Genomic DNA, 21,515 nt, shown 5'->3' on the forward strand with positions numbered 1-21,515 from the left:
GCTGGCGCAGCGCGCTATTTATCGCTGGTAAAACCGTTGCTGGTCGCCAGTTCGGCAAACCACAGCGCATTGCGTTTTATCTGTCGCTCGCCGGTCTCGAGATCCAGTCGCCAGAAGCCGTAGCGTCGTTTGAAGGCATTGATCCACGACCAGTTGTCGATAAACGTCCACTGGTGTACGCCAAAGCAGTTCGCGCCGTCGGCAATGGCGCGGTGCAGCTGCACCAGATGCTCCTCCATCAGCTGGATGCGGAAATTATCGTCTATCACCCCGTCCGCCCCGGGCTCTCCCTCTGATTGTCGATCCATCGCGATGCCGATTTCCGCGAGATACCACTTAATGTTGCCGTAGTTATCGCGAATATTGGCGGCAATGTCATAGATCGCCTGCGGCAGGATCTCGTTGTTATCACGATAGGGATTAAAGCGGCCCTGCGGGTTCACCGCGTTTTCGAAATAGTATTCCGGGGTGAAATAATCGAGATCATATTCGCCCTCACGCGCTTTTACCCGCCGCGGCACGTAATAGTTCACCCCAAGAAAATCGATATCCGCGCTGAGGATCAACGCCACGTCGTCTTTGCTGGTCGTCGGCAGGCAGTCGTGGGCGGCGAGGATCTCGCACAGCGCTTTGGGGAATTCATGTTTTACCAGCGGGTCAAGGAAGCTGCGGTTAAAAAACAGGTCGGCATACCCGGCGGCTTTTTTATCCGCGTCGCTGTCGGTGAGGGTATAGCTCGGGGTCAGGTTGAGCACCACGCCGATCTCGCCCGCCAGCGCCAGTTCACGATAAGCCGTTACCGCTTTGGCGTGCGCCAGCATAATGTTAAACGCCACCTGCGCCGCCAGCCGGCCATCTTTCTTACACGGATAGTGGAAGTCGTACAGGTAGCCCCCCTCAACCGGCACAATCGGTTCGTTGAAGGTTATCCAGTATTTAACCTTATGGCCAAACAGGCTAAAGGCGGTGCGGGCAAAGCGGGCAAACAGCTCGGCCACGTGCGCCGATTCAAAGCCGCCGTACTGTTTCTGCAGCGCTTCCGGCATATCAAAGTGGTAGAGATTGATCATCGGCTCAATGCCGTTGGCGATCATCTCATCGAGATAGGCGTGATAAAAACGCACCGCGTCCGGGTCCGGCGCGCCGGTTTCCAAATCAGCGATCAGTCGTGACCACTGAATTGAGGTGCGAAACGAGTTGAAGCCGGTCTGTTTCATTAGCGCCACGTCCTGCGGATACTGATGATAAGTATCACATACGGTTTGCGGCCCTACCTGCTGATAAAATCGCTCCGGTTGTTCGGCAAACCAGCTATCCCAGATGGAACGATGGCGCTTATTGGTGACCCCTTCCGTTTGCGGGCCGGACGCCGCCGCCCCCCATAGAAACCCTTGCGGAAACTGATATTGCTGCATAACCTCTCCTTCGAAAAAAGGCTGCGCCCGTCTGGCGCAGCCTGAACGTACTACTCTGCGACCACTTCGATCGTTTTAATGAACATATAGCCCCAGTCGCCGGCGAAGCGGCCGAAGTCAATCTGATTAGTCCCCGCGTTAAGCGTCACCGGTATCCGCAACTGCTGGCCCTGCTCATCCGTCTGCGGGAAGGCCACGGCCTGCGGAGCGCCCCCGTTGACGACAAATGAGTTCTGCTTACCGCCCCATTTGCCGTTGAAGGTTACATTGAGCAGGAACTGACCGCTCCACGGCGCCTGCACCTGCCAGCTGACCTTATCCCCCTCGTTGGCGAATGGGCCGAGGAAGCCGTCCTCGCCAACTGTCAGCGCGTCTTTATCACTCTTCATCACCGTCAGCCGACCCTCAGCCACGCCATAAACTTCGCCGTGATAACGACAGAAATCCGCTGGCGCTTTCCCCGTCGCTTCGCCCACCTTCACGGTCACGGTTTTGCTGCTTTTCAGCAGCCCATCGTCCGCCGTGAACGTCAGCGCATAGGTACCTGGCGCCGTAAACCAGGCCCGGGTTTGAGCCCGATCGGCATGGCAAAAATGCACCTGTCCCTCACCGGCGTGCTGCCAGCCCACCTTAACCTCTCGCGACGGCAGGCCATCGTCCTGCCAGCTGGCCGTAAGCTCGACGCCCTGGTCCTGCGTGGTGGTTAGGGCCGGTTCCAGCGTGACAACCGGCGGCTGATTCTCCTCGCTATGCTGCACGCTAATCACATTGGAAGGAGCCGAATGACCGCTCTCGTTTTTCGCCGTCACCCGGTAGTAATACGTATGCCCGAGCTGAAGCTGACGATAATCGTCGCGGAACAGAACCATGGTTTCCGGATTCCATTCGTTAACGCCATCGGAGATATCCCGGCCCACCACCGTCCACGGCCCGGTCGGCGAGGCGGCGCGTTCGACATCGTAGCTGCGTCCCACCGCGGCTCCCATCCAGTTGATCGCGAAGGGCGAGGTGGTCTCGCGCAGCAAAGGCGCGTCCGGCTTCGGCAGCGGCGCCATCGTCTGCTGCCCGGCCATCTGCGCCGCGGCCGTGCGCACCAGATCGACCACCGCCTGCTCCTGGTTCGCTTCGCCTTCTTTGGCAAACCCCGGCAGGTGGTAACTGTAGTGCCCGGTCGACTCCTTATGCCAGTAGAAGCCGCCGTCGTGACGATGGCCGCGGAAGCCCCAGATAAGCCCGCCGGCGGCTTGCGCCCCGTTGACGTCGCTGTGAACGATCGACTGCATAATGGCGTTCAGTTGATCCGCCGGCAGCAGGCCAAACTCGCCGACGAGATAGACTTTTTGCCCGCCGACGGCGCGCAGATCCTGCGTCACCTGCCCGGGATGGTTATTATCGGCATTGGTGTAATAGTGATTGCTGACGATATCTACATTGGGGTCGGTCAGCGCAAAGGAATTGATTTTCTTATAGGTGCCATCCACCACCAGCTGATGAGGGGCCCATTTTTTAATCCACGCCGCGGTCTGATGCAGGAAATCGGCGTTGGTATCCTCCAGCTCGTTACCGGTTTCCCAGGCCATGATCGCCTTTTCATCATAATAGGCGCGGCCGGTGACAGTATTTGTCCGGGTGATAACCTGGCGGATCACATCCAGATAGGCTTTGAAGGTCTTGCTATCGGTCCGATAAAAGTCTTCCGCTTTTTCGTGGTAGAACGCCGCCAGCTGCTCACGCCCGCCCCACCACCACCAGTGGTCAATAAACGGCAGGATCAGTCGCAATCCCTGTTTATCCGCTTCGGCAATCATGTTGTCATACACCCGCATGGCTTTCTCATTCAGCCGCGGCATGCCGTCCGCCGTTTCCGGCGCCAGAATATGGGTCTCGCGCCCGCAGGCTTTATCAAATTCCTGCTGCACCGACAGCACGTAGACGCGCTGGGCTTTCGCCCCGGTTTGCACCATCGCCTGGATCCAGTTTTGCTGCTCCTGCGCCGTTGGCCATTTAAAGTATTGTCCCCAGCCGCGCGGGTCTGCTCTGCAGGGGCCGCGGGCGTCGTCTTCAATGCGGTGCAGCTCCGGCGCGTGGATCCCGGCGAAACGAAACACCTTGTCGCCGTCCTTGAGGGTGGCGCCGTCGCGAGTGATAAAGTGCGTAAAGTGCGAGCGCTCGGCGGCCAGCGCCCCGCCGGCCCCCAGCGCGGACAGCAGCCCCATCAGCAGCAGGTTTTTCATCGGCTTCATCGTTGTCTCTCCTTAGAACCAGACCTCGGCCTGTACGCCGAAGTTAACGGTGTCGGTAGAGCCACTGCGGGAATACCCGCCGGCGGTGATGGTATTGGTATCCCAGTTGTAGTTGCCGTCCAGCGCATCGGAGACACCTTTATCCCACTTCGCGTAGGTGACGAAGAAGCGCAGCTGCGGGCGTGCCCAGAAACCGGAGTCAAAGGTCAGGGTTGGCGCAACGGTGACTTTGGTCAGGCCGCCTTTGCCTTTGCCGTTTACCCCTTTGTAGTTTTTGTCATCCAGGTATTCGTAGCCCAGCTCGTACTGCATGGCAAAGTTGCGGGTGATCTGATGATAAGGGCGGATACCGGCGACCCACATCGAGCGTCCCCAGCCATGGTCATCTTCCGTCCACCAGCGGTAGTTTTTATCTCTCTGCCAGAAAGCGAAGGTCGAGATCTCCAGGTCGCCCATCGAGGCCACGCTATCCAGCACCACTCGCCAGGACTGAGTGTTTTCCAGATTGGCCCAGCCCCAGCCGTTTTTACCCAGTGAGTCACCCGCCGCCAGCCCTTTCCCGTACTGCAATGCAAGGCGGGAGTAGCCTCCGGTCAGACCATAGAAACCGTCAAAGTTATAAATACCGGTCACGCCATAGCCCTTCTCGGCGGAAGTCGGGTGGTTTTCGTTACGGTTCATATGGTGGCCGATCAGCTCCAGATCGAAGCCTGTCCCCGCGATCTTTTTCAGCCACAGGTTGAGGGAATAGTCATCCGGGTAGCCCTGATCTCCCTTATCCACCGGGTAGGCTTTGGTTTCATCGGTGGGTGAAAAGGCGTACACCCCGGCGTCGAAGCGGGCGAAGCCGAGATCCATGTTGTCGAAGCCGCCGCCGGTGCCGTTGTACTGAATGTACTCCCAGTCGAACTGATGGCTGGAGGTGTTGGAGCTGCTGTAGCGCTTACCGGCCCAGAAGGTCATCTCCGGCGCAAAATCCAGATTGCTCAGCTCGGCGAACCCTTCGCGAAACTGTACGTCATGGCCATCGTCATCCTGACAGTTCCAGTCGGAGGTGCATTTCGACTGATGAGTGAGGTTGGCCTGCACTTTCGCCACCACGCCGCTGTCCGCCGTCAGCGTCACGGTGGGGATCAGTTCGATCTTGGTGTCTTCTTCGTTGCCCAGTCGCCACTTACCGTCCGGCATCAGGCCGACGGAGTCCGCGCGGTTGCCATCGGAGTTCGCCAGGATCCCGGAGCGGATATAGCCATGCAGCGCAAAATCATACTTCGGATCGGCGCAGGCCAGGCTGCTGGCCCCTGCCAGCGAGAGGAGAGCCAGAGGTATTGAATGTTTCAGCTTTATCATTATTTTTTTCCCACGTTATGTTTGTTAACACGAACCGATAACGGAGGGGAAATTTACGGATCAAAAATGGAAATGTACATCCGTTAATGGAAAGCGCTTTCCATAATTGCCTATCTGGTTCACAAAATTCGCTCCGCGACGAATATATTCGTGAGACTGATCACATAAAATAACAAGAATGCCGCCGGGAGCCGGCAGCAGAGCGGAAGGAGGAGCAGGTGAATGAGTGCCGCCGGGGGATAAGCCGCCGACGGCGAGGGGGTCAGCGTTCGGTTTCCGCGAGCTGGCGTTCGTACACTTTGAAGAAGGGGCGATAGAGCATCCAGGCGTTAAACATCGCGAACAGGCTCATGCACAAATTTTTCCAGCTACCGTTCGCCGACCATGCTGCCCCCAGCGGGGAAGGCATAGACCATGGCAGCATCGCCACCGCGCGGTCGAGGATACCCAGCTGAGTTAAATACCATGCGATACAGGCATTTATCAGCGGAACAAAGAGAAACGGCAGTAAAAAAACCGGGTTCATGATCACCGGAAAACCAAACAGTATTGGCTCGTTGATATTAAACAGCGACGGCAGCAGGCCAATTTTTGCCACGCTTTTCAGCTGCCGCGAGCGGCTGCGCATCGCCATCAGCACCAGCGGCAAAGTGGAGCCAATACCGCCGATCAGCAGGTAAAAATCCCAGAACCCCTGCAGATAAATATGCGGTAGCGTTGGCGAACCCGCCGCCAGCGCCTGCTGATTTTCAAACAGATAGGTCATCCAGAAGGGGTTCATGATCCCGGTGATGATCAGCGCGCCGTGGATACCGATAAACCAGAGTAAGTTACAGATAAATAAAGAGATCAGTACCGCCATCAGCGTGTCGGACGCCAGCACCAGCGGCCGCACCGCTTCGCTGATCAACTCCGGTACGATGCGTCCGGTGGTCTGCAGCAGTATGGCATTCATCACGCTTATCGACAGCATCACCACCAGCAGCGGGATCAGCAGTTGAAAGCCATTGCGGGTCATCAGCGGCACTTCATCAGGCAAGCGAATACACCAGCCTTTTTTGTAGAAAAAGCGAATTATCTCAATGGAATAGGTGCTGGATATCAGGGCGGTAAATATCCCCATACCGCCGAGATAAACATTGCTCACCGCAGTCTCGCGAAAGCCGATAAACAGCAGAAAAGCCAGACACCCGGTTAAACCGCAGAGCCGTTCCGGCAGACGGTACTGCTTGGCGAGACTGGCGCTGGCGCCGAAGGCGACAATCAGCGCCACCAGGCCAATGGTTAGCTGAAAGGTCGGCAGCAGGATAGGCCGCAGTAGCAAATAGACCTGGCCGAAACGCGAGGCGCCGTCGATGGAAACGGGCGGAAACAAAATGGGCACCAACAGGCTGCCAACAATCACAAAGGGCATCGCCAGCGCAAAGCTATCGCGCATCGCCGTAATGTGGTTGTTGCGCGTCAGAACATTCGCCAGCGGCGCCAGCCGCTGCTCGATGATGTCCACGGCCACATTCATTAACTGAATGTTCATACTCCTACCTTTGCGAATGGTTGTCTCGCCGGGATGATCGCCCACAACACCGGAAAGTGAAAGCCTGCCATAGGTGATCATGGTCACAATTAATAAATCCACAAACGGAAAGCGCTTTCCGTAATGCATCCATTTTGACTATAGTCCGCTCATCCAACCTCATCAGGAGCGGTACTTATGAAAAAAATAATGTTGTGTTGTTCGGCAGGCATGTCCACCAGCCTGCTGATGAAAAAAATGATTGCCGAAGCCGAACAGCGGGGCCTGCCGGTAGAGATCAATGCCTATGGCGTAGCGGAGTTCGCCGAACAGGTTGGCCATTATCAGGTGGTGCTGCTGGGGCCGCAGGTGAAATACATGCAGCAGGATCTGCAAAAACAGGCGGATAAATACGGTATCCGCGTCGAACCCATCAATATGATGGACTACGGCATGCAAAAAGGCGCCGCGGTCCTTGATTTCGCCCTTTCCCTCATCGAAAACAAGAACTAAGGAAAGATCATGAGCTCTCTGTACGCTAAATTGATCGATGTGATCGAACGGCAGATCACGCCGCTGGCCGGCGCGATCGGCCAGCAAAAATACGTCACCTCGATCCGCGACGGTTTTATCACCGCCCTGCCCTTTATGATCGTCGGCTCGTTTTTGCTGGTATTTATCTTTCCGCCGTTTTCTCCGGATACGACGTGGGGCTTTGCCCGCGCCTGGCTGCAATTTTCGCTCGATCATCGCGATGCGCTGATGCTGCCGTTCAACTTCAGCATGGGGGTGATGACCCTGTTCATTGCCGTCGGGATCGCCGCCAGCCTCGCCAAGCACCATCACCTGGACTCGCTGACCGCCGGGATGCTGTCGCTGATGTCGTTTCTGCTGGTGGCCGCGCCGCTGAAAGATGGCCAGATCTCTACGGCCTACTTCTCCGGCCAGGGGATCTTCACCGCCATTCTGGTGGCCATCTATTCCACCGAGCTGTACGCCTTCCTCAAGCGGCATAACATCACCATTCGCCTGCCGCCGGAAGTGCCTGCCGGGGTGGCGCGCTCGTTCGAGATCCTGATCCCGGTGCTGGCGATCATTCTGACGCTGCATCCGCTGAACCTGTTTATCGAGGCTCAGCTGGGGATGATCATTCCGGAAGCGATCATGTCGCTGGTCAAACCGCTGGTCGCGGCTTCCGATACACTGCCGGCCATTCTGTTGTCAGTGCTGGTCTGTCAGGTGCTGTGGTTCGCCGGGATCCACGGCGCGCTGATCGTCACCGGGATCATGAATCCCTTCTGGATGGCCAACCTGTCGGTCAATCAGGCGGCCATGGCGGCAGGCACCGCTATTCCGCACATCTATGTCCAGGGCTTCTGGGATCACTATCTGCTGATCGGCGGCGTCGGCTCCACCCTGCCGCTGGCGCTGATGCTGCTGCGCAGCAAGGCCGTGCATCTGCGGACGATTGGCCGGATGGGGGTCGTGCCGGGGGTATTCAATATTAACGAACCGATCCTCTTCGGCGCGCCGATCATCATGAATCCGCTGTTTTTCCTGCCGTTCGTGCTGGTGCCGATGGTCAACGCGACCCTGGCGTACTTTGCGCTGAAGCTGGATCTCGTCAGCCGCGTAGTATCGATGACGCCGTGGACAACGCCGGCGCCCATCGGCGCCTCGTGGGCGGCGAACTGGAGCTTTAGCCCGGTGATCCTGTGCCTCATTTGTATGGCCACCGCCATGGTGATGTACCTGCCATTTCTCAAAGCTTACGAAAAACAGCTGCTGGCCCAGGAGCGTGAAAACGCCGTCGGCCAGGCTGACAACGCGGCGCAAACCGCTTAACGCTAACGATTCAGAGGATAATCATGGAATTAGAAGAACAGGTGATGGGGATCATCATCAATGCCGGCCAGTCACGTAGCCTGTGCTACGAAGCGCTGCACGCCGCTAAAGCGGGTGATTTCGCCACCGCCGACGCCAAAATGCAGGAAGCGGCGCACTATTCCCGCGAAGCTCACCTTGTACAGACCCAGCTTATCGAAGCTGACGAAGGCGAGGGAAAAACCAAAATGACGCTGGTAATGGTCCATGCTCAGGATCACCTGATGACCTCCATTCTGGCGAAAGAGCTGATTGCCGAACTGATTGCGATTTACCGCGCGCAACCGCTTCACGCCTAGCGCGTTCCCCGGCCAGGCGCGCTGGCCGGGTCTGATTCCCCGAGGTCACTATGTTACATCTTGGAATAGATATTGGCGGCACCAAAATGGAAGCCGTACTGCTGGACCCGGCAGGCGAATGCGTCCAGCGCCTGCGCCGGCCGACCCACAAAGAGAGCTATGACGCCTTTATGCGTCAGCTGCTGACCCTGATTGCCGATATTCGCGCGGTCAGCCCGCAGCCATTCACCCTGGGGATCGGCCTGCCCGGGGCTATCGATCCGCAAAGCGGGCGCATTAAAAACTGCAACTGCCTGGTGCTCAACGGTCACGATCTGCGCCGGGATATCATGCAGCAGCTTGGCCAGCCGGTGTGGATGGCAAACGATGCCGACTGCTTCACCCTTTCGGAGGCGGTGGATGGCGCCGGCGCCGGGGCCTCCACCGTCTTCGGGGTGATTATCGGTACCGGCTGCGGCGGCGGGATCGCCGTTCATCAACAACTGCTCAGCGGCCCCAACGCTATCGCCGGGGAGTGGGGGCATAATCCGCTGCCGGGCTATACTCCTGAGCGCGATGGTCCGCCGCAGCCCTGCTACTGCGGCAAAACGAACTGCATCGAAAGCTTTCTCTCCGGCACCGGCTTCGCCCGCCGCTATGGGGAACAAGCCCGTGCGGAAGCCATTGTCGCCGCGGCGCAAAACGGCGATCCGCGCGCGCTGGCCCACTGGCGACACTTTATCGATGCCTTTGCCCGTAGCCTGGCGTCGGTGATCAATATTCTCGACCCGCAGGTGATTGTGCTGGGCGGCGGTCTGTCCAACGTCAGCCAGATCTATCGCGATCTGCCTGCCGCCATCGTGCCGTGGATCTTCTCCGACACCTGCCGCACGCAGATCAAACCGGCCCGCTTCGGCGACGCCAGCGGCGTGCGCGGCGCGGCCTGGCTGCCCCGTCTGCCCGGCGCCGCGGACGGGCAGCGGTAGACACTTTTTTCAGCAGGTATGTTAAGCTAGGCGAAAATGTTCAGACAGAAAAAGCCATGCCAACGATTGATGATGTTTCAAGATTAGCGAATGTCTCAAGAGCGACGGTTTCCCGCGTGCTGACCGGCACCCGGGGCGTGCGCGAAGAGAGCCGGGAAGCTGTGCTGCGGGCCGTTGAAGAACTCAACTATCGCCCGAGCTTTGCCGCGCAAAACCTCGCCAGTCAGACATCCAGCCACGTTGGTCTGGTGATTTCCGCGCAGGACGAAAGCCACGGCGCGCGTCTGCTGCCGCTGCTCTCTCAGGCGCTGAAAGGGTTGAATAAAAGCCTGCTGGTCCAGTATGTCAGCGATCCGGTAGAGCAGGCGGCGGTGATCGACGATCTGCAGCGCCAGTGCGTGGCGGTGGTGGTGCTGGGCGCCGTTGCCGCCGACGCGCCGCGCAACGTTATCGCCTTTGACCGCTTCGGCGTCGCCGGGAGCAACAGCCAGGGCTACGACTTCGCCTTCGCCACCGAAAGCGCCTGCCGCTATGTGATTGGCAAGGGACACCGCAACATCGCCCTGCTGGTGGACAGCGATAGCGACGATGCCAGCCGTCAGATGCTGGAAGGCTACCGCAACGTCCTGCAAAACTACTCCATTCCTTTTAACCGCCAGCTGGTGCTGACGGCCAACGATGACGTCGAGCAGGCGCTGCTGACCTTAATTAACAGCTTCAGTAAATACTCAGTCATTATCGTTAAACGCGACCGCTACGCGGCTGAGGCGATGCGTCTGTTACGCGAATTCACCATCGCCGTCCCGCAGGAGGTCTCCCTGTTGAGCCTTGAGGATTCCCCGCTCGCCTCGCTGCTCTACCCGCCGCTGACCTGCATCTCCTGGCCACTGGAGGCGCTGCTGGATAACTGTATTCAGCGTATTCGCAGCCTGATTGACGACCGGCCAACCTTCACCGCCGAGGGCCGCTCGCTGGCTGGCCGCCTGATCCCGCGCCAGTCGGTCGCCGATATCTCTTGATCTTCGCCCGGTTCGCGCCGGGCCAGCCTTATCTCCCCCTTTCTTGTCGCTTTCGTTTCCCGGCTCATTATTACCCACGCATGCAAATAAGAATTATTTTCATTTGTAAATAGCTTGTGCTATATAACATAGCAATGGCTATAAACGCTGGGAAATTAACCACACCATTGCGAGGGATCCTATGCTACACCTGACACCGCTGAAATCATTGCTGCTGGCCAGCGCGCTGGCTCTGCTGGCCGCGACGCCGGCCACCGCGCAGGAGAAATTCAGGGTTATCACTACCTTCACGGTTATCGCCGATATGGCGCAGAACGTGGCCGGCGACGCTGCCGTCGTCAGCTCCATCACTAAACCGGGCGCGGAGATCCACGATTACCAGCCCACGCCGGGCGATATCAAACGCGCGCAGGGGGCGCAGCTGATCCTCAGCAATGGGCTTAATCTCGAACGGTGGTTTGCCCGTTTTTATCAGCACTTACAGGGCGTTCCGGAGGTGGTAGTCAGCGAGGGGATCCAGCCGATGGGCATCAGCGCGGGCCCCTATAGTGGGAAGCCCAATCCCCATGCCTGGATGTCTGCAGATAACGCCCTGATCTATGTCGATAACATTCGCGATGCGCTGGTGAAGTATGATCCGCCTCACGCCGACACCTATCGCCGTAACGCCGAGGCCTATAAGGAGAAGATCCGCCAGACGATGGCGCCGCTGCAGGCCAGACTGGCGCAACTGCCGGCGGATAAGCGCTGGCTGGTCACCAGCGAGGGGGCCTTCTCCTATCTGGCCCGCGACTATGGTCTGCGCGAACTGTATCTGTGGCCGATCAATGCCGACCAGCAGGGCACCCCGCAACAGGTGCGCAAGGTTATCGACACCATGAAGAAAGAACGCATCCCGACCATCTTCAGCGAAAGCACCATCTCCGATAAACCGGCGCGTCAGGTGGCGCGCGAAGCCGGGGCCCACTACGGCGGCGTGTTGTATGTCGATTCGCTGAGCGTCGCCGACGGCCCGGTGCCGACCTGGCTCGACCTGCTGCGCGTCACCACCGAAACCATCGTCAACGGTATCCAGGACGGGATGAGGAAGCAGCCATGAATGCAGCGCAAGCGGGACTGTATGTCGACCAGCTCACAGTCACCTGGCGCAACGGCCACACTGCCCTGCGCGACGCCTCGTTCAGCGTACCGCGCGGCTCCATTGCCGCACTGGTGGGCGTTAACGGCTCGGGTAAATCCACACTGTTTAAAGCGCTGATGGGCTTTGTGCGCGTCGGCCACGGCGAGATCGCCATACTCGGCCAGCCGGTCAACCGCGCGCTGCGCCAGAACCTGGTCGCCTATGTCCCGCAGTCGGAAGAGGTGGACTGGTCCTTCCCGGTGCTGGTGGAGGATGTGGTGATGATGGGCCGCTACGGCCATATGGGCTGGCTGCGGCGGGCAAAGCCGCGCGATCGCGACATTGTCGATGCCGCGCTGGCCCGCGTGGGCATGAGCGAGTACCGCCATCGGCAAATTGGCGAGCTCTCCGGCGGGCAGAAAAAGCGCGTTTTCCTTGCCCGCGCTATCGCTCAGCAGGGTCAGGTGATCCTGCTGGATGAGCCTTTTACCGGCGTCGATGTGCAGACCGAAGCGCGGATCATCAGCCTGCTGCGCGAGCTCCGCGATGAGGGCTGTACCATGCTGGTCTCCACCCACAACCTCGGGTCAGTGAGCGAATTTTGTGATTACACGGTGATGGTGAAAGGCACCGTGTTGGCCAGCGGCCCGACAGAAACCACCTTCACCGCCGAGAATCTGGAGCGGGCTTTCAGCGGCGTGCTACGCCACGTCGCGCTCACCGGCGGGGAAGCGCAGGTTATCACCGATGACGAGCGGCCGTTTATCAGCCGGCGCGCGGCAGGAGGCCCACGATGAGCTGGCTGCTGGAGCCGTTTGGCTATCACTATATGATCAATGCGATGTGGGTGTCGGCGCTGGTAGGCGGCGTCTGTGCGTTTCTCTCCTGCTACCTGATGCTGAAGGGCTGGTCGCTGATTGGCGACGCCCTCTCCCACTCGATTGTGCCCGGCGTCGCCGGGGCCTATATGCTCGGCCTGCCTTTCTCGCTCGGCGCGTTTCTCTCCGGCGGCCTGGCGGCGGGCAGCATGATGTTTTTGCAGCAACGCTCGCGGCTGAAAGAGGATGCCATTATCGGCCTGATCTTCTCCTCCTTCTTCGGGATCGGGCTGTTTATGGTGTCGCTGAATCCGACGTCGGTGAATATCCAGACCATTATTCTCGGCAATATTCTGGCCATCGCCCCGGAGGATATTATCCAGCTGGCGGCGATCGGCTTTATCTCGATGGCGATCCTGCTGCTGAAGTGGAAAGATCTGATGGTGACCTTCTTTGATGAAAACCATGCCCGCTCGATTGGCCTGAACACCCGCGGCCTGAAGCTGCTGTTCTTTACCCTGCTGGCCGCCTGCACCGTGGCGGCGCTGCAGACCGTCGGCGCCTTTCTGGTCATCTGCCTGGTGGTGACTCCCGGGGCCACCGCGTGGCTGTTAACCGACCGCTTTCCGCGCCTGCTGGCCATCGCCGTGGCTATCGGCAGTCTGACCAGTTTCTTCGGTGCCTGGCTCAGCTACTATCTCGACGGCGCCACCGGCGGCATTATCGTGGTCGCGCAAACGCTGTTGTTCCTCATCACCTTTATCTTCGCGCCGAAGCACGGCCTGCTGGCCAGCCGCCGCCGCGCCAGGGAGGCCGCATGCTGAACCTGTTCCTGGCCCCGTTCCAGTTTCCTTTTATGGTCAATGCGATAGCGGTATCGATCATCGTGGCCGTGCCCTGCGCGCTACTGTCGGTGTTTCTGGTGCTCAAAGGCTGGGCGCTGATGGGCGACGCCATGAGCCACGCGGTCTTTCCGGGCGTGGTGCTGGCCTACATTATCGGCATCCCCTTCGCCATCGGCGCGTTTATCGCCGGGCTGCTGTGCGCCGTGACGACCGGTTTTCTCGACGATAACAGCCGACTCAAGCGCGATACCATCATGGGGATTGTCTTCTCCGGCATGTTTGGCGCCGGGCTGGTGCTGTATGTAGCGATCCAGTCCGATGTTCATCTCGACCATATCCTGTTCGGCGACATGCTGGGGATATCCCTTCGCGATATTGGACAAACGGCGGCTATCGCGCTGGTGATTGCGCTGATTATCGGTCTCAAATGGCGCGATTTTTTGCTGCACGCCTTTGACCCGACGCAGGCCAAAGCCAGCGGCCTGCGCGGCGGACTATTGCACTACGGTCTGCTGTGCATGATCGCCCTGACCATCGTCGCGACGCTGCAGTCGGTGGGGATTATCCTGTCGATTTCGCTGCTGATTGCCCCCGGGGCGATCGCGCTCCTGCTGGTGCGGCGCTTTATCCACGCCCTGCTGCTGGCGGTAGCGGTGGCCATCGGCTGCTCGGCGGGAGGGGTGTGGCTGGCGTTTTATCTCGACAGCGCGCCGGCGCCGACTATCGTGGTGCTGTTTTCCGCGCTGTTTGTGGTCGCCTTTGTGGCAAGCACAATTCGGGATAGTCAGAAACAGAGGGCTTCAGCAACCATCCCCGGTGGCGGCTAATGCCTTACCGGGGCCGACTTGTCGCCCGGCTACGCGCCGCGCTGACCAGGGAAAGGCCGCTATTTTTTCGGTCGGTATTTTTCCGGTAGCGCCGGCACCGGGCGCCTGTCGTCCAGCAGATGGCGAATAGTGAGGATCGGGTGGCGCCAGAGCATTCGCGGCCCGGCCCAGCGCATAATCTGCTTCATCTCTTCGCGCTTCGCCGGCTGGTAGCAATGCACCGGACACTGCTTGCAGGCTGGTTTATTCTCGCCAAACACGCACTTATCAAGGCGCTTGTCGGCGTAGGCGTTCAGCGCCTGATAGTGCGCATTATCGGCCAGCGCCCCGGGACAGCGCCGCTGGTAGAGGGCAATCATCCGCTGAATCGTCATCTTTTCCCGTTCGATACGCTTCCCCATCTCCCCGCCTTTCGCCTGTTATTAAGATGCATATATTATACACCTTATTGTTCGTGCCCGACCAGCCTCACTGCTTGAGATGCTGGATCAACTGCAGGGCTGCCCCGGACAGAACCCCGAAATGGCTATAGGCATAGAAATCGCGGATAAAAACGCTGCCCTCGAGTTCGAACGGACGCAGCAGGCCCAGCGCTTCCTCGTGCCGGTAAACCGGGGCCGGCATCGACGTTAACAGATCGCTCTCGCACAGAAAGGCCTTAATGGCCGAGGAGGACGCGCACTCAATCACCGGCTGCGGACAGGGTAGCTGATGGGCACGAAAGATATCCTCAAGGATGTTCATCGGGGTACTTAACGGCGGCGGCATGATCCACGGATAGTCCAGCATCGCCTCGAGGGATAAGTTCGCCGCCTGATGTAGCGGGTGGTACTGCCTGGCGACGATGCAGATCCGGTCCTGCCAGTTAATTTTACCGCGCACCACGATTTTCTCATCATGCGGTAAGGGGCCGCAGAGGGCGATATCGATGTCGTGCATCAGCAGGAGTTTAAAGAGCTCGGAGTCAATGCGGTCGACGATCCGCAGATGGATCCGGGGATGTCGCTGATGGAAAGCTGCCAGCTTATCGATGAAATGGCTGGTCAGCAGGCTGGAAACACAGCCAATCCGCAGGATACCTTTCCCGGCGCCGCGGATGAGCGCAATCTCCTCGCGGGCCTTTTGTTCGGTATTCAGCATCGTCAGCGCATAGGGTAAAAAGGCGCTGCCATATTCGCTCAACGCCATACCGTGTTTGTGTCTTTCGAATAAGGTCGCGCTCAGGTCCGCTTCCAGGCTCAATAACAGCCGGCTCAGTCCCGACTGAGTGATCCCCATCTTCTCTGCGGCCAGGGTCATATTGCCTTCGTGAGCGACAGTAATAAACGCCTGAATCTGCTTAAATTTCATTGGCATGATATTTACTCATTGAATAAACGGTTTTTGCATTTCCCTTGCGGCCTGTTTTAGCGAATAAATGTCGCTATCAATACGCTCAAAAATAGCTACCGCGCATCAGGAAAAACGGATTTATTAACCTCATCACGCACGGCAAAAACGAATTGCGGACCCGAAGATAATTTATAACGAGAATATACCACCATGACACAGAACAATATTCTATTAATTTCAGGCGCTATATTACCGGTCATCATTACCGTCATCATCGGCTATATTAGCGGTAAACGAAAAGACTTTAACTGGCAGCAGGCAGGAGACATCAATAAAATTGTGATGCTCTATGCATTACCGCTAAGTATTTTCAGCAATATGGTGATGACGCCGCGACACATCGTCATGACCATGGGCCCGGTTGCGGTGGCCATTATCCTCGCGCTGATTCTGAGCTTCGTCATTCCCTTACTGGTCGCCCGCTATCTGTTCCGACGCGACCTCGCCCTCAGTACGCTGCAGGCGCTGGCCATCGGCTCGCCGGCGGTTCCTTTCATCGGCACCTCGGTGCTGGCCTTTTTATTTGGCACCGTCAGCGCGTCGCTGATCACCGTGTCCAGCATCACGCAAAACGTCTTCCAGCTGCCGCTGGTAATGATTCTGATGTCGGTCGCCACTGGCGATAAAAGCCAGCATATCTCCTTTGGCACACGGGTGATAAACGCCATTAAACAACCTGTGGTCTGGTCACCGGTGATCGCCCTGATCATCGTGCTGGCGGATATCCATATTCCGCAGACTATCTCGATGTCGCTGGGTCTGCTGGGTAAAGCCTCTGGCGGGCTGGCGCTGTTTGCCGCCGGGATCGTGCTCTATACACGCAGCATTGTTATCACCACCGCTACCATTATCACCGTTATCGCCCGCAATATTTTGGTGCCCGGCGCCTGCTATCTCCTGTTATTAAAAATGGGCTTCAGCATGGAGCAAATAAAGGAAGTCGTATTGACGATGGCTATCCCGGTAGGCTCCATCGCGATAATTATTGCCATGCAGTATAAAACCGGCGAGCAGGAAATGGCCTCGACGATGGCGCTGAGTATTATTGCCTCCATCATTACGATGGGCGGATTTATTTTCTTAACCTTTTAATTATCGCGATTACACCGCGTGAATACGGAGAGAATATGGCCTCTATCACATTATCGGCTGCTGAACTGTTACTGCATCGGCTACAGGCGCTGGACGTGGCATATATTTTTATTAACTCGGGCACCGATTATCCGCCAGTTATTGAAGCCTGGGCAAAGGCCCGGGCGACCGGGCAAAAGGTACCCGAGCTGGTGATCTGCCCGCATGAAAACGCCGCCATCGGCATGGCGCACGGCTACTACCTCGGCACTGGCAAGGTGCAGGCGGTAATGGTTCATACCAACGTCGGGTTAGCCAACGCCGCCTGCGGTGTCATCAATCTGGCGAACAGCAATATCCCGGTGCTGATTTTTGGTGGTCGCACGCCGATTAGCGAACATTCCCACTTCGGCTGCCGCAATACGCCGATTGGCTACGGCCAGGAGATGCGCGACCAGGCGGCGCTGATCCGTGAATCCGTGAAGTGGGATTTTGAACTGCGGCTGGCCGATCAGATCGGCGAGCATGTTGACCGGGCCTGGGCGATTGCCAGCTCCCTGCCGAAAGGGCCGGTCTACCTGAGCTTACCGCGCGAGCCATTGTGCGAGACCTTTGCCATTGATGAGGCCGCGCTGCAGGCCGGTCCTTCGCAGCAGCCGGTCCGCTATGCGCCAGTCCGGGAAGATATCGCCCGGGCCGCCGAGGCAATCGCCTGCGCCAGGCATCCCGTCATCTTCGCCCAGCGCGGCGCCCGAACGGCGGGTGGCTTTGCGCGACTTAATAGCCTGGTGCGCGAATGGGCGATCCCATTGGTGGAATACTGGGGTACCGAGGTGACCCTGAGCGCCGATAACCCACTGCTCGCCGGGGCTGATCCCAGCGCCTGGCTCGCCGACGCCGATGTGATTCTGGTGGTCGACTCGCAGGCGCCATGGATGATCGCCGAGGGCGACTGTCGCCAGGACTGTACCGTGATCCAGATGGGCCCCGATCCGCTCTTCTCCCGCTACCCGGTACGTGGCTATCGCGCGGACATCAACCTGGCGGGCGAGACCGATGAAGTCTTCAGCCTGCTGGAAGAGGCGCTGCGCCCGCTGCAGGCCGCCCGCCAGCAGCATGTGGCGGAGCGGGCGGCATATACGCAGCACCGCATCCAGCAACAGAAAAACCAGCGCGACGCGCTTCTCCATGCCAGCCAGACCGGGGTCATTACCAAACCCTGGCTCAGCTACTGCCTCGGCCATCTGGCGAATCAACACCGCGGCCGGATCGTTTCTGAGCTGACCACGCTGCCGCAATTTGCCGGGCTGATCCATGCCGAGAGCTATTACCAGGAAGCGCTGGCCGGCGGCCTGGGCGAAGCCCTGCCTATCGCGCTGGGGCTGCAGCTTGCGCGCCGGGAAGAGCTGATTATTGCCGCCGTCGGCGACGGGTCGTACCTGTTCGCCAACCCTGCGGTCTGCCACCATATTGCGGAGGTAATGAAGCTCCCTGTCCTCGTCGTGGTCGGAAATAACGGCGGATGGGGCGCCGTCGCGGGCGGCACCAAAGCGCTCTACCCGGACGGCTACGCCGCCCGCGCGGAGACCATTCCGGCCACCGCCTTTACCACCTCGCCGGATTTCGCCGCGATCGCCGCCTCCAGCCGCGCGGCGGCCCTGTCGGTTTCCCGGGCCGAGGATCTCCCCGGCGTGCTGGAAGAAGCGGTCACCCTCATACGCACCCGCCGACAAAGCGTGCTGGTTGACGTGCAGTTAGCCCGCTAACGGCTTCTCCTCCGGGCGCTTGTCGCCCGGAGGGGGTTGTCACCCTTTCTGCTCACCTTTATCCACATGGCCCAGCGGCTTCTCCGGGAAACAGACATCGCGCACCCGGCGTTTCAGCTCGGCCGCATCCGGAAAACCGCCATCCTGCTTGCGCTCCCAGATCTGCTGACCATCGACATCGATCGTGAAGATCCCGCCGGTCCCCGGCACCAGCGTCACCGAGGCGATGTCGGTGCTGAAGGTATGTAACAGCTCCTGCGCCATCCAGCTGGCGCGCAGCATCCAGTTGCACTGGGAACAGTAGGTGATGGTGATGGCCGCTTTTGAGTTCATCGTCGTCTCGCTAAGTCTGAAAGGGCAAATTGTAAACAAAGTGCAGTTTAAATGAAGAACACATGATTATTTTGTTGCAAACGATAATACCTATCATTACCATTCGCAATCAACAAATGGAGTAAGACCCCATCCGCAACGGAAAAGACGGAGCAACCTGCAACTCTGGAAGTAACGCGTGAGCCGATACTAATAACGATCAAGGCGTGGCGACTATGTACAAATCGACTCCGTCAGCAGCATGGTGTAAAAAACGCCTGCTGGTGACCTCTTTGCTTGCAGCAATTTATCAGACTTCTGCCATCGCAGCAGACACTTCCGCCGTTAGCGGCGAGGCGGTGGATGACACCTCGGAACAAATGACCGTCACCGCTCCCGCACCGGTGCAGAAAGCCGGTAGCGAACACAGCATCAGCGCCCGGGAGCTGGAGGATAAAGGCGCTAACGATTTTGGCTCTATCATGCGCTATGAGCCGCTCATCAGCGCCACCGGGGCCAGCGGCGGCTCCGGCAACGGCAACGGCAAAAGCGGCTTCGACCGCGGAGGCTACACCGGCTACAACATCCGCGGCATGGAGAGCAACCGCGTCGGCATCGACGTGGACGGTATCGCCCAACCCAACGCCACCGGCCGCGGCTACGTCGGCCGCGCTGGCCTCAACACCTTCGGCATCGGCCGCGATTATATCGACCCGTATATGTATGGCAGTGTGGATATTCAGTCCGGCGCCACCTCGACGGAAACGGCCAACAGCGCTATCGGGGGAAATGTCTCCTTCCGCCCGAAATCGGCGGATGATTACCTGCGCCCGGGCAAGACCAGCGCCTTCGGCTACCGCAGCGGTTACGACTCTGCGGATCGCAGCTGGCACAACGGGGTGACCGTCGCCGGCGGCGATGAGTTCCTGCGCGGAATTTTGGTCTACAGCCGCCGTGACGGTCAGGAAACCGAAAACAACAGCGGCACCGTCGACGCCTACCCGGCGAACTGGCACTCCGATGCGTTTCTGGCCTCCGGGATCTGGCAACCTAACGATGAACACAAACTGACCAGCACCTTCGACTATTACCATAAAACCAACCACACCCACTACGATACCTGGGACTCCAGCGGCAACAGCACCATCGGCACCGCCAACCAGACCAGCCAGACCCGGCGCTGGGGCCTGAGCCTGAAGGATGACTGGACGCCGATGAACGACTACCTCGACAGCGTCTCCACGAAAATCTACTACCAGCATACCGAAGCCCATGACTGGACTTATATGCCGGACAGCGTCACCCGCAGAATGCAGACGGTGAACTCTAACTACGATACCGATACCTGGGGCCTGCAGACCGCGCTGGCGAAAACCCTGGGCCGCCACGATCTGAGCGCCGGCTTCAACGCCAGCACCAGCAAAACCCAGCGACCGTTCAGCCAGTCGCCGATCCCCAGCGTTTACAGCGAGATCATGCAGCCGGAGGCAGACAGCCGCAGCTACACTCTCGGCGGCTTTGTCCAGGATAAGATCAACTTCGACCTTGATAGCCACAACTTCGCCATTATTCCCGGCGTGCGCGTGGTGCATCAATCGACTAAGCCGGAAAATCTGTCCGACCTTGCCGCCAACAGCAGCGTACTGACCGAATCGTCGGTGGCGAATCTGTACGGCAAAAACAGCGATACCCAGGTTCTGCCGTCGTTGACCTTCCAGTACGACCTCACCCCGCGCCTGATGACCTACCTGCAGTACCAGCGCGGCGCGCAGTTCCCCAACGCCAGCCAGCTGTATGGCTCCTGGAACCTCGGCTCCAGCTACGCCGGTAGCCAGCAATATGCCCTGATCGGCAATACCGATCTGAAGACGGAAACCAGCGATAATCTCGAGTGGGGGCTGAAAGGGGAAGTCACCGAAGGCATCACCGTGCGCACGGCGCTGTTCTACAACAGCTATAAGAACTTTATCGCCTATACGCGCTATACCCGCGCCAATAATCCGGGCCAGTTCACGAATGTGCCGTCGAACATCTACACCATTTATCAGGCGGAAAACCGCGATAAAGCCTATATCTACGGCGGAGAGATCAGCACCAAATTTAACTTTGGCACCTGGTTTGAGCAGGTGAACGGCCTGAGCACCACCCTCGCCCTCGGCTATAGCGAAGGGAAATCGAAATCCAGCTACAGCGGCGATAAATACGTCGACCTCGACAGCGTGGCGCCGATGAAAGCCATCGTCGGCGTGGCGTGGGACGATCCGGCGAAACGCTACGGCACCGCCCTGACGGCGACCTTTGTCAAAGGGAAACAGGCGACCGCCACCAACCGCGAAAGCTACAGCAACAGCGGATCCGCCATCACCGATGCCAGCAGCGACTATATGCGCGTGCCGGGCTACGGCATGCTGGACTGGACCGCGTACTGGCAGGTGGCGAAAAACGTGCGCCTCAATGGCGGGGTCTACAACCTCACCGATCGTAAATACTGGGATTACCTGAGCAGCCGCAATATCGAGACCGGCACCAACCAGGACGCCAACGATAAAGCGCTGGCGGTGATGCCGGGCCGCACCTGGCAGCTGGGCGTCAACGTCGACTTCTGATTGCCCGAATAATAACGCACCTGCCCCCGGCCCGCCGGCCGGGGATATTCATCGTCGAGAAGGATATGAT

General features: G+C 58.7%; 19 protein-coding genes. 12 read left to right on the forward strand and 7 right to left on the reverse strand.

Features of this window, described 5'->3' with window-relative positions; genetic code table 11:
* Window positions 1-14: 14 nt before the first annotated feature.
* The 4 genes from A1WC_RS05860 to A1WC_RS05845 all read right to left on the reverse strand — a co-directional run bounded on the left by A1WC_RS05860 (window position 15) and on the right by A1WC_RS05845 (window position 6,542).
* The gene (locus A1WC_RS05860; RefSeq protein ID WP_016161704.1) at window positions 15-1,415 is read right to left on the reverse strand and encodes a glycoside hydrolase family 1 protein; all 1,401 of its coding nucleotides are present in this window, start codon (window positions 1,413-1,415) and stop codon (window positions 15-17) included.
* Window positions 1,416-1,465: 50 nt separating this feature from the next.
* Window positions 1,466-3,658, reverse strand: coding sequence for a CBM35 domain-containing protein (locus A1WC_RS05855; protein WP_016161705.1), 2,193 nt, complete (start codon window positions 3,656-3,658; stop codon window positions 1,466-1,468).
* 12 nt (window positions 3,659-3,670) lie between these two features.
* Window positions 3,671-5,008 (reverse strand): maltoporin, encoded by a 1,338-nt coding sequence (locus A1WC_RS05850; RefSeq protein ID WP_016161706.1) that lies wholly within the window; start codon window positions 5,006-5,008, stop codon window positions 3,671-3,673.
* Between the two features lie 262 nt (window positions 5,009-5,270).
* Window positions 5,271-6,542, reverse strand: coding sequence for a PTS sugar transporter subunit IIC (locus A1WC_RS05845; protein ID WP_004151052.1), 1,272 nt, complete (start codon window positions 6,540-6,542; stop codon window positions 5,271-5,273).
* A gap of 177 nt (window positions 6,543-6,719) precedes the next feature.
* Here A1WC_RS05845 and A1WC_RS05840 point away from each other — a divergent pair, with 177 nt between their 5' ends.
* The 9 genes from A1WC_RS05840 to A1WC_RS05800 all read left to right on the forward strand — a co-directional run bounded on the left by A1WC_RS05840 (window position 6,720) and on the right by A1WC_RS05800 (window position 14,298).
* Entirely contained in the window at window positions 6,720-7,034 is a 315-nt protein-coding gene (locus A1WC_RS05840; RefSeq protein ID WP_002914979.1) for a PTS sugar transporter subunit IIB, read from the forward strand.
* A gap of 9 nt (window positions 7,035-7,043) precedes the next feature.
* Window positions 7,044-8,366 carry a PTS cellobiose transporter subunit IIC gene (locus A1WC_RS05835; RefSeq protein ID WP_004145789.1) on the forward strand — a complete coding sequence of 441 codons (1,323 nt, stop codon included), beginning with the start codon at window positions 7,044-7,046 and terminating at the stop codon, window positions 8,364-8,366.
* Window positions 8,367-8,389: 23 nt separating this feature from the next.
* Window positions 8,390-8,704: a PTS lactose/cellobiose transporter subunit IIA gene (locus A1WC_RS05830; RefSeq protein WP_002914983.1), complete on the forward strand. Its 315-nt coding sequence runs from the start codon at window positions 8,390-8,392 to the stop codon at window positions 8,702-8,704.
* A 50-nt stretch (window positions 8,705-8,754) separates the two neighbouring features.
* The gene (locus A1WC_RS05825) at window positions 8,755-9,669 is read left to right on the forward strand and encodes an ROK family protein (protein WP_012540756.1); all 915 of its coding nucleotides are present in this window, start codon (window positions 8,755-8,757) and stop codon (window positions 9,667-9,669) included.
* 56 nt (window positions 9,670-9,725) lie between these two features.
* Window positions 9,726-10,688, forward strand: coding sequence for a LacI family DNA-binding transcriptional regulator (locus A1WC_RS05820; RefSeq protein ID WP_002915031.1), 963 nt, complete (start codon window positions 9,726-9,728; stop codon window positions 10,686-10,688).
* Window positions 10,689-10,869: 181 nt separating this feature from the next.
* Complete coding sequence (locus tag A1WC_RS05815) at window positions 10,870-11,787, forward strand: metal ABC transporter substrate-binding protein (protein WP_016161707.1); 918 nt, start codon at window positions 10,870-10,872, stop codon at window positions 11,785-11,787.
* Window positions 11,784-12,605, forward strand: coding sequence for a manganese/iron ABC transporter ATP-binding protein (locus A1WC_RS05810; protein WP_012540754.1), 822 nt, complete (start codon window positions 11,784-11,786; stop codon window positions 12,603-12,605). The genes A1WC_RS05815 and A1WC_RS05810 overlap by 4 nt, the downstream gene beginning before the upstream one ends.
* Entirely contained in the window at window positions 12,602-13,450 is an 849-nt protein-coding gene (sitC, locus tag A1WC_RS05805; RefSeq protein WP_016161708.1) for an iron/manganese ABC transporter permease subunit SitC, read from the forward strand. Before A1WC_RS05810 ends, sitC begins: the two co-directional genes overlap by 4 nt.
* A complete protein-coding gene (locus tag A1WC_RS05800; RefSeq protein ID WP_012540752.1) occupies window positions 13,444-14,298 on the forward strand; it encodes a metal ABC transporter permease in 855 nt (284 codons plus the stop codon). The genes sitC and A1WC_RS05800 overlap by 7 nt, the downstream gene beginning before the upstream one ends.
* A 59-nt stretch (window positions 14,299-14,357) precedes the next feature.
* On the opposite strand, the gene A1WC_RS05795 is transcribed toward A1WC_RS05800, so the two are convergent.
* Window positions 14,358-14,699 (reverse strand): nitrous oxide-stimulated promoter family protein, encoded by a 342-nt coding sequence (locus A1WC_RS05795; protein ID WP_008806199.1) that lies wholly within the window; start codon window positions 14,697-14,699, stop codon window positions 14,358-14,360.
* A 67-nt stretch (window positions 14,700-14,766) separates the two neighbouring features.
* Window positions 14,767-15,654, reverse strand: coding sequence for a LysR family transcriptional regulator (locus A1WC_RS05790; RefSeq protein WP_016161709.1), 888 nt, complete (start codon window positions 15,652-15,654; stop codon window positions 14,767-14,769).
* A 186-nt stretch (window positions 15,655-15,840) separates the two neighbouring features.
* On the opposite strand from A1WC_RS05790, the gene A1WC_RS05785 reads away from it, so the two are divergent.
* Window positions 15,841-16,782 (forward strand): AEC family transporter, encoded by a 942-nt coding sequence (locus A1WC_RS05785; RefSeq protein WP_008806201.1) that lies wholly within the window; start codon window positions 15,841-15,843, stop codon window positions 16,780-16,782.
* Window positions 16,783-16,817: 35 nt separating this feature from the next.
* The gene (locus A1WC_RS05780) at window positions 16,818-18,527 is read left to right on the forward strand and encodes a thiamine pyrophosphate-requiring protein (RefSeq protein WP_016161710.1); all 1,710 of its coding nucleotides are present in this window, start codon (window positions 16,818-16,820) and stop codon (window positions 18,525-18,527) included.
* A 39-nt stretch (window positions 18,528-18,566) separates the two neighbouring features.
* Here the strand turns inward: A1WC_RS05780 and A1WC_RS05775 are convergent, their stop codons facing one another.
* Complete coding sequence (locus A1WC_RS05775) at window positions 18,567-18,860, reverse strand: SelT/SelW/SelH family protein (RefSeq protein ID WP_016161711.1); 294 nt, start codon at window positions 18,858-18,860, stop codon at window positions 18,567-18,569.
* 215 nt (window positions 18,861-19,075) lie between these two features.
* On the opposite strand from A1WC_RS05775, the gene A1WC_RS05770 reads away from it, so the two are divergent.
* Window positions 19,076-21,445, forward strand: a complete 2,370-nt coding sequence (locus A1WC_RS05770) for a TonB-dependent receptor domain-containing protein (RefSeq protein WP_016161712.1) — start codon at window positions 19,076-19,078, stop codon at window positions 21,443-21,445.
* Window positions 21,446-21,515: the final 70 nt, after the last annotated feature.

The sequence above is a fragment of the Klebsiella sp. KTE92 genome, assembly GCF_000398905.1.
GTDB lineage: Bacteria > Pseudomonadota > Gammaproteobacteria > Enterobacterales > Enterobacteriaceae > Klebsiella > Klebsiella variicola.

Coding starts and splice junctions, on each gene's coding strand:
- A1WC_RS05860 (WP_016161704.1), bottom strand. CDS start 1,415: ATGCAGCAATATCAGTTTCCGCAAGGGTTTCTATGGGGGGCGGCGGCG.
- A1WC_RS05855 (WP_016161705.1), bottom strand. CDS start 3,658: ATGAAGCCGATGAAAAACCTGCTGCTGATGGGGCTGCTGTCCGCGCTG.
- A1WC_RS05850 (WP_016161706.1), bottom strand. CDS start 5,008: ATGATAAAGCTGAAACATTCAATACCTCTGGCTCTCCTCTCGCTGGCA.
- A1WC_RS05845 (WP_004151052.1), bottom strand. CDS start 6,542: ATGAACATTCAGTTAATGAATGTGGCCGTGGACATCATCGAGCAGCGG.
- A1WC_RS05840 (WP_002914979.1), top strand. CDS start 6,720: ATGAAAAAAATAATGTTGTGTTGTTCGGCAGGCATGTCCACCAGCCTG.
- A1WC_RS05835 (WP_004145789.1), top strand. CDS start 7,044: ATGAGCTCTCTGTACGCTAAATTGATCGATGTGATCGAACGGCAGATC.
- A1WC_RS05830 (WP_002914983.1), top strand. CDS start 8,390: ATGGAATTAGAAGAACAGGTGATGGGGATCATCATCAATGCCGGCCAG.
- A1WC_RS05825 (WP_012540756.1), top strand. CDS start 8,755: ATGTTACATCTTGGAATAGATATTGGCGGCACCAAAATGGAAGCCGTA.
- A1WC_RS05820 (WP_002915031.1), top strand. CDS start 9,726: ATGCCAACGATTGATGATGTTTCAAGATTAGCGAATGTCTCAAGAGCG.
- A1WC_RS05815 (WP_016161707.1), top strand. CDS start 10,870: ATGCTACACCTGACACCGCTGAAATCATTGCTGCTGGCCAGCGCGCTG.
- A1WC_RS05810 (WP_012540754.1), top strand. CDS start 11,784: ATGAATGCAGCGCAAGCGGGACTGTATGTCGACCAGCTCACAGTCACC.
- sitC (WP_016161708.1), top strand. CDS start 12,602: ATGAGCTGGCTGCTGGAGCCGTTTGGCTATCACTATATGATCAATGCG.
- A1WC_RS05800 (WP_012540752.1), top strand. CDS start 13,444: ATGCTGAACCTGTTCCTGGCCCCGTTCCAGTTTCCTTTTATGGTCAAT.
- A1WC_RS05795 (WP_008806199.1), bottom strand. CDS start 14,699: ATGGGGAAGCGTATCGAACGGGAAAAGATGACGATTCAGCGGATGATT.
- A1WC_RS05790 (WP_016161709.1), bottom strand. CDS start 15,654: ATGCCAATGAAATTTAAGCAGATTCAGGCGTTTATTACTGTCGCTCAC.
- A1WC_RS05785 (WP_008806201.1), top strand. CDS start 15,841: ATGACACAGAACAATATTCTATTAATTTCAGGCGCTATATTACCGGTC.
- A1WC_RS05780 (WP_016161710.1), top strand. CDS start 16,818: ATGGCCTCTATCACATTATCGGCTGCTGAACTGTTACTGCATCGGCTA.
- A1WC_RS05775 (WP_016161711.1), bottom strand. CDS start 18,860: ATGAACTCAAAAGCGGCCATCACCATCACCTACTGTTCCCAGTGCAAC.
- A1WC_RS05770 (WP_016161712.1), top strand. CDS start 19,076: ATGTACAAATCGACTCCGTCAGCAGCATGGTGTAAAAAACGCCTGCTG.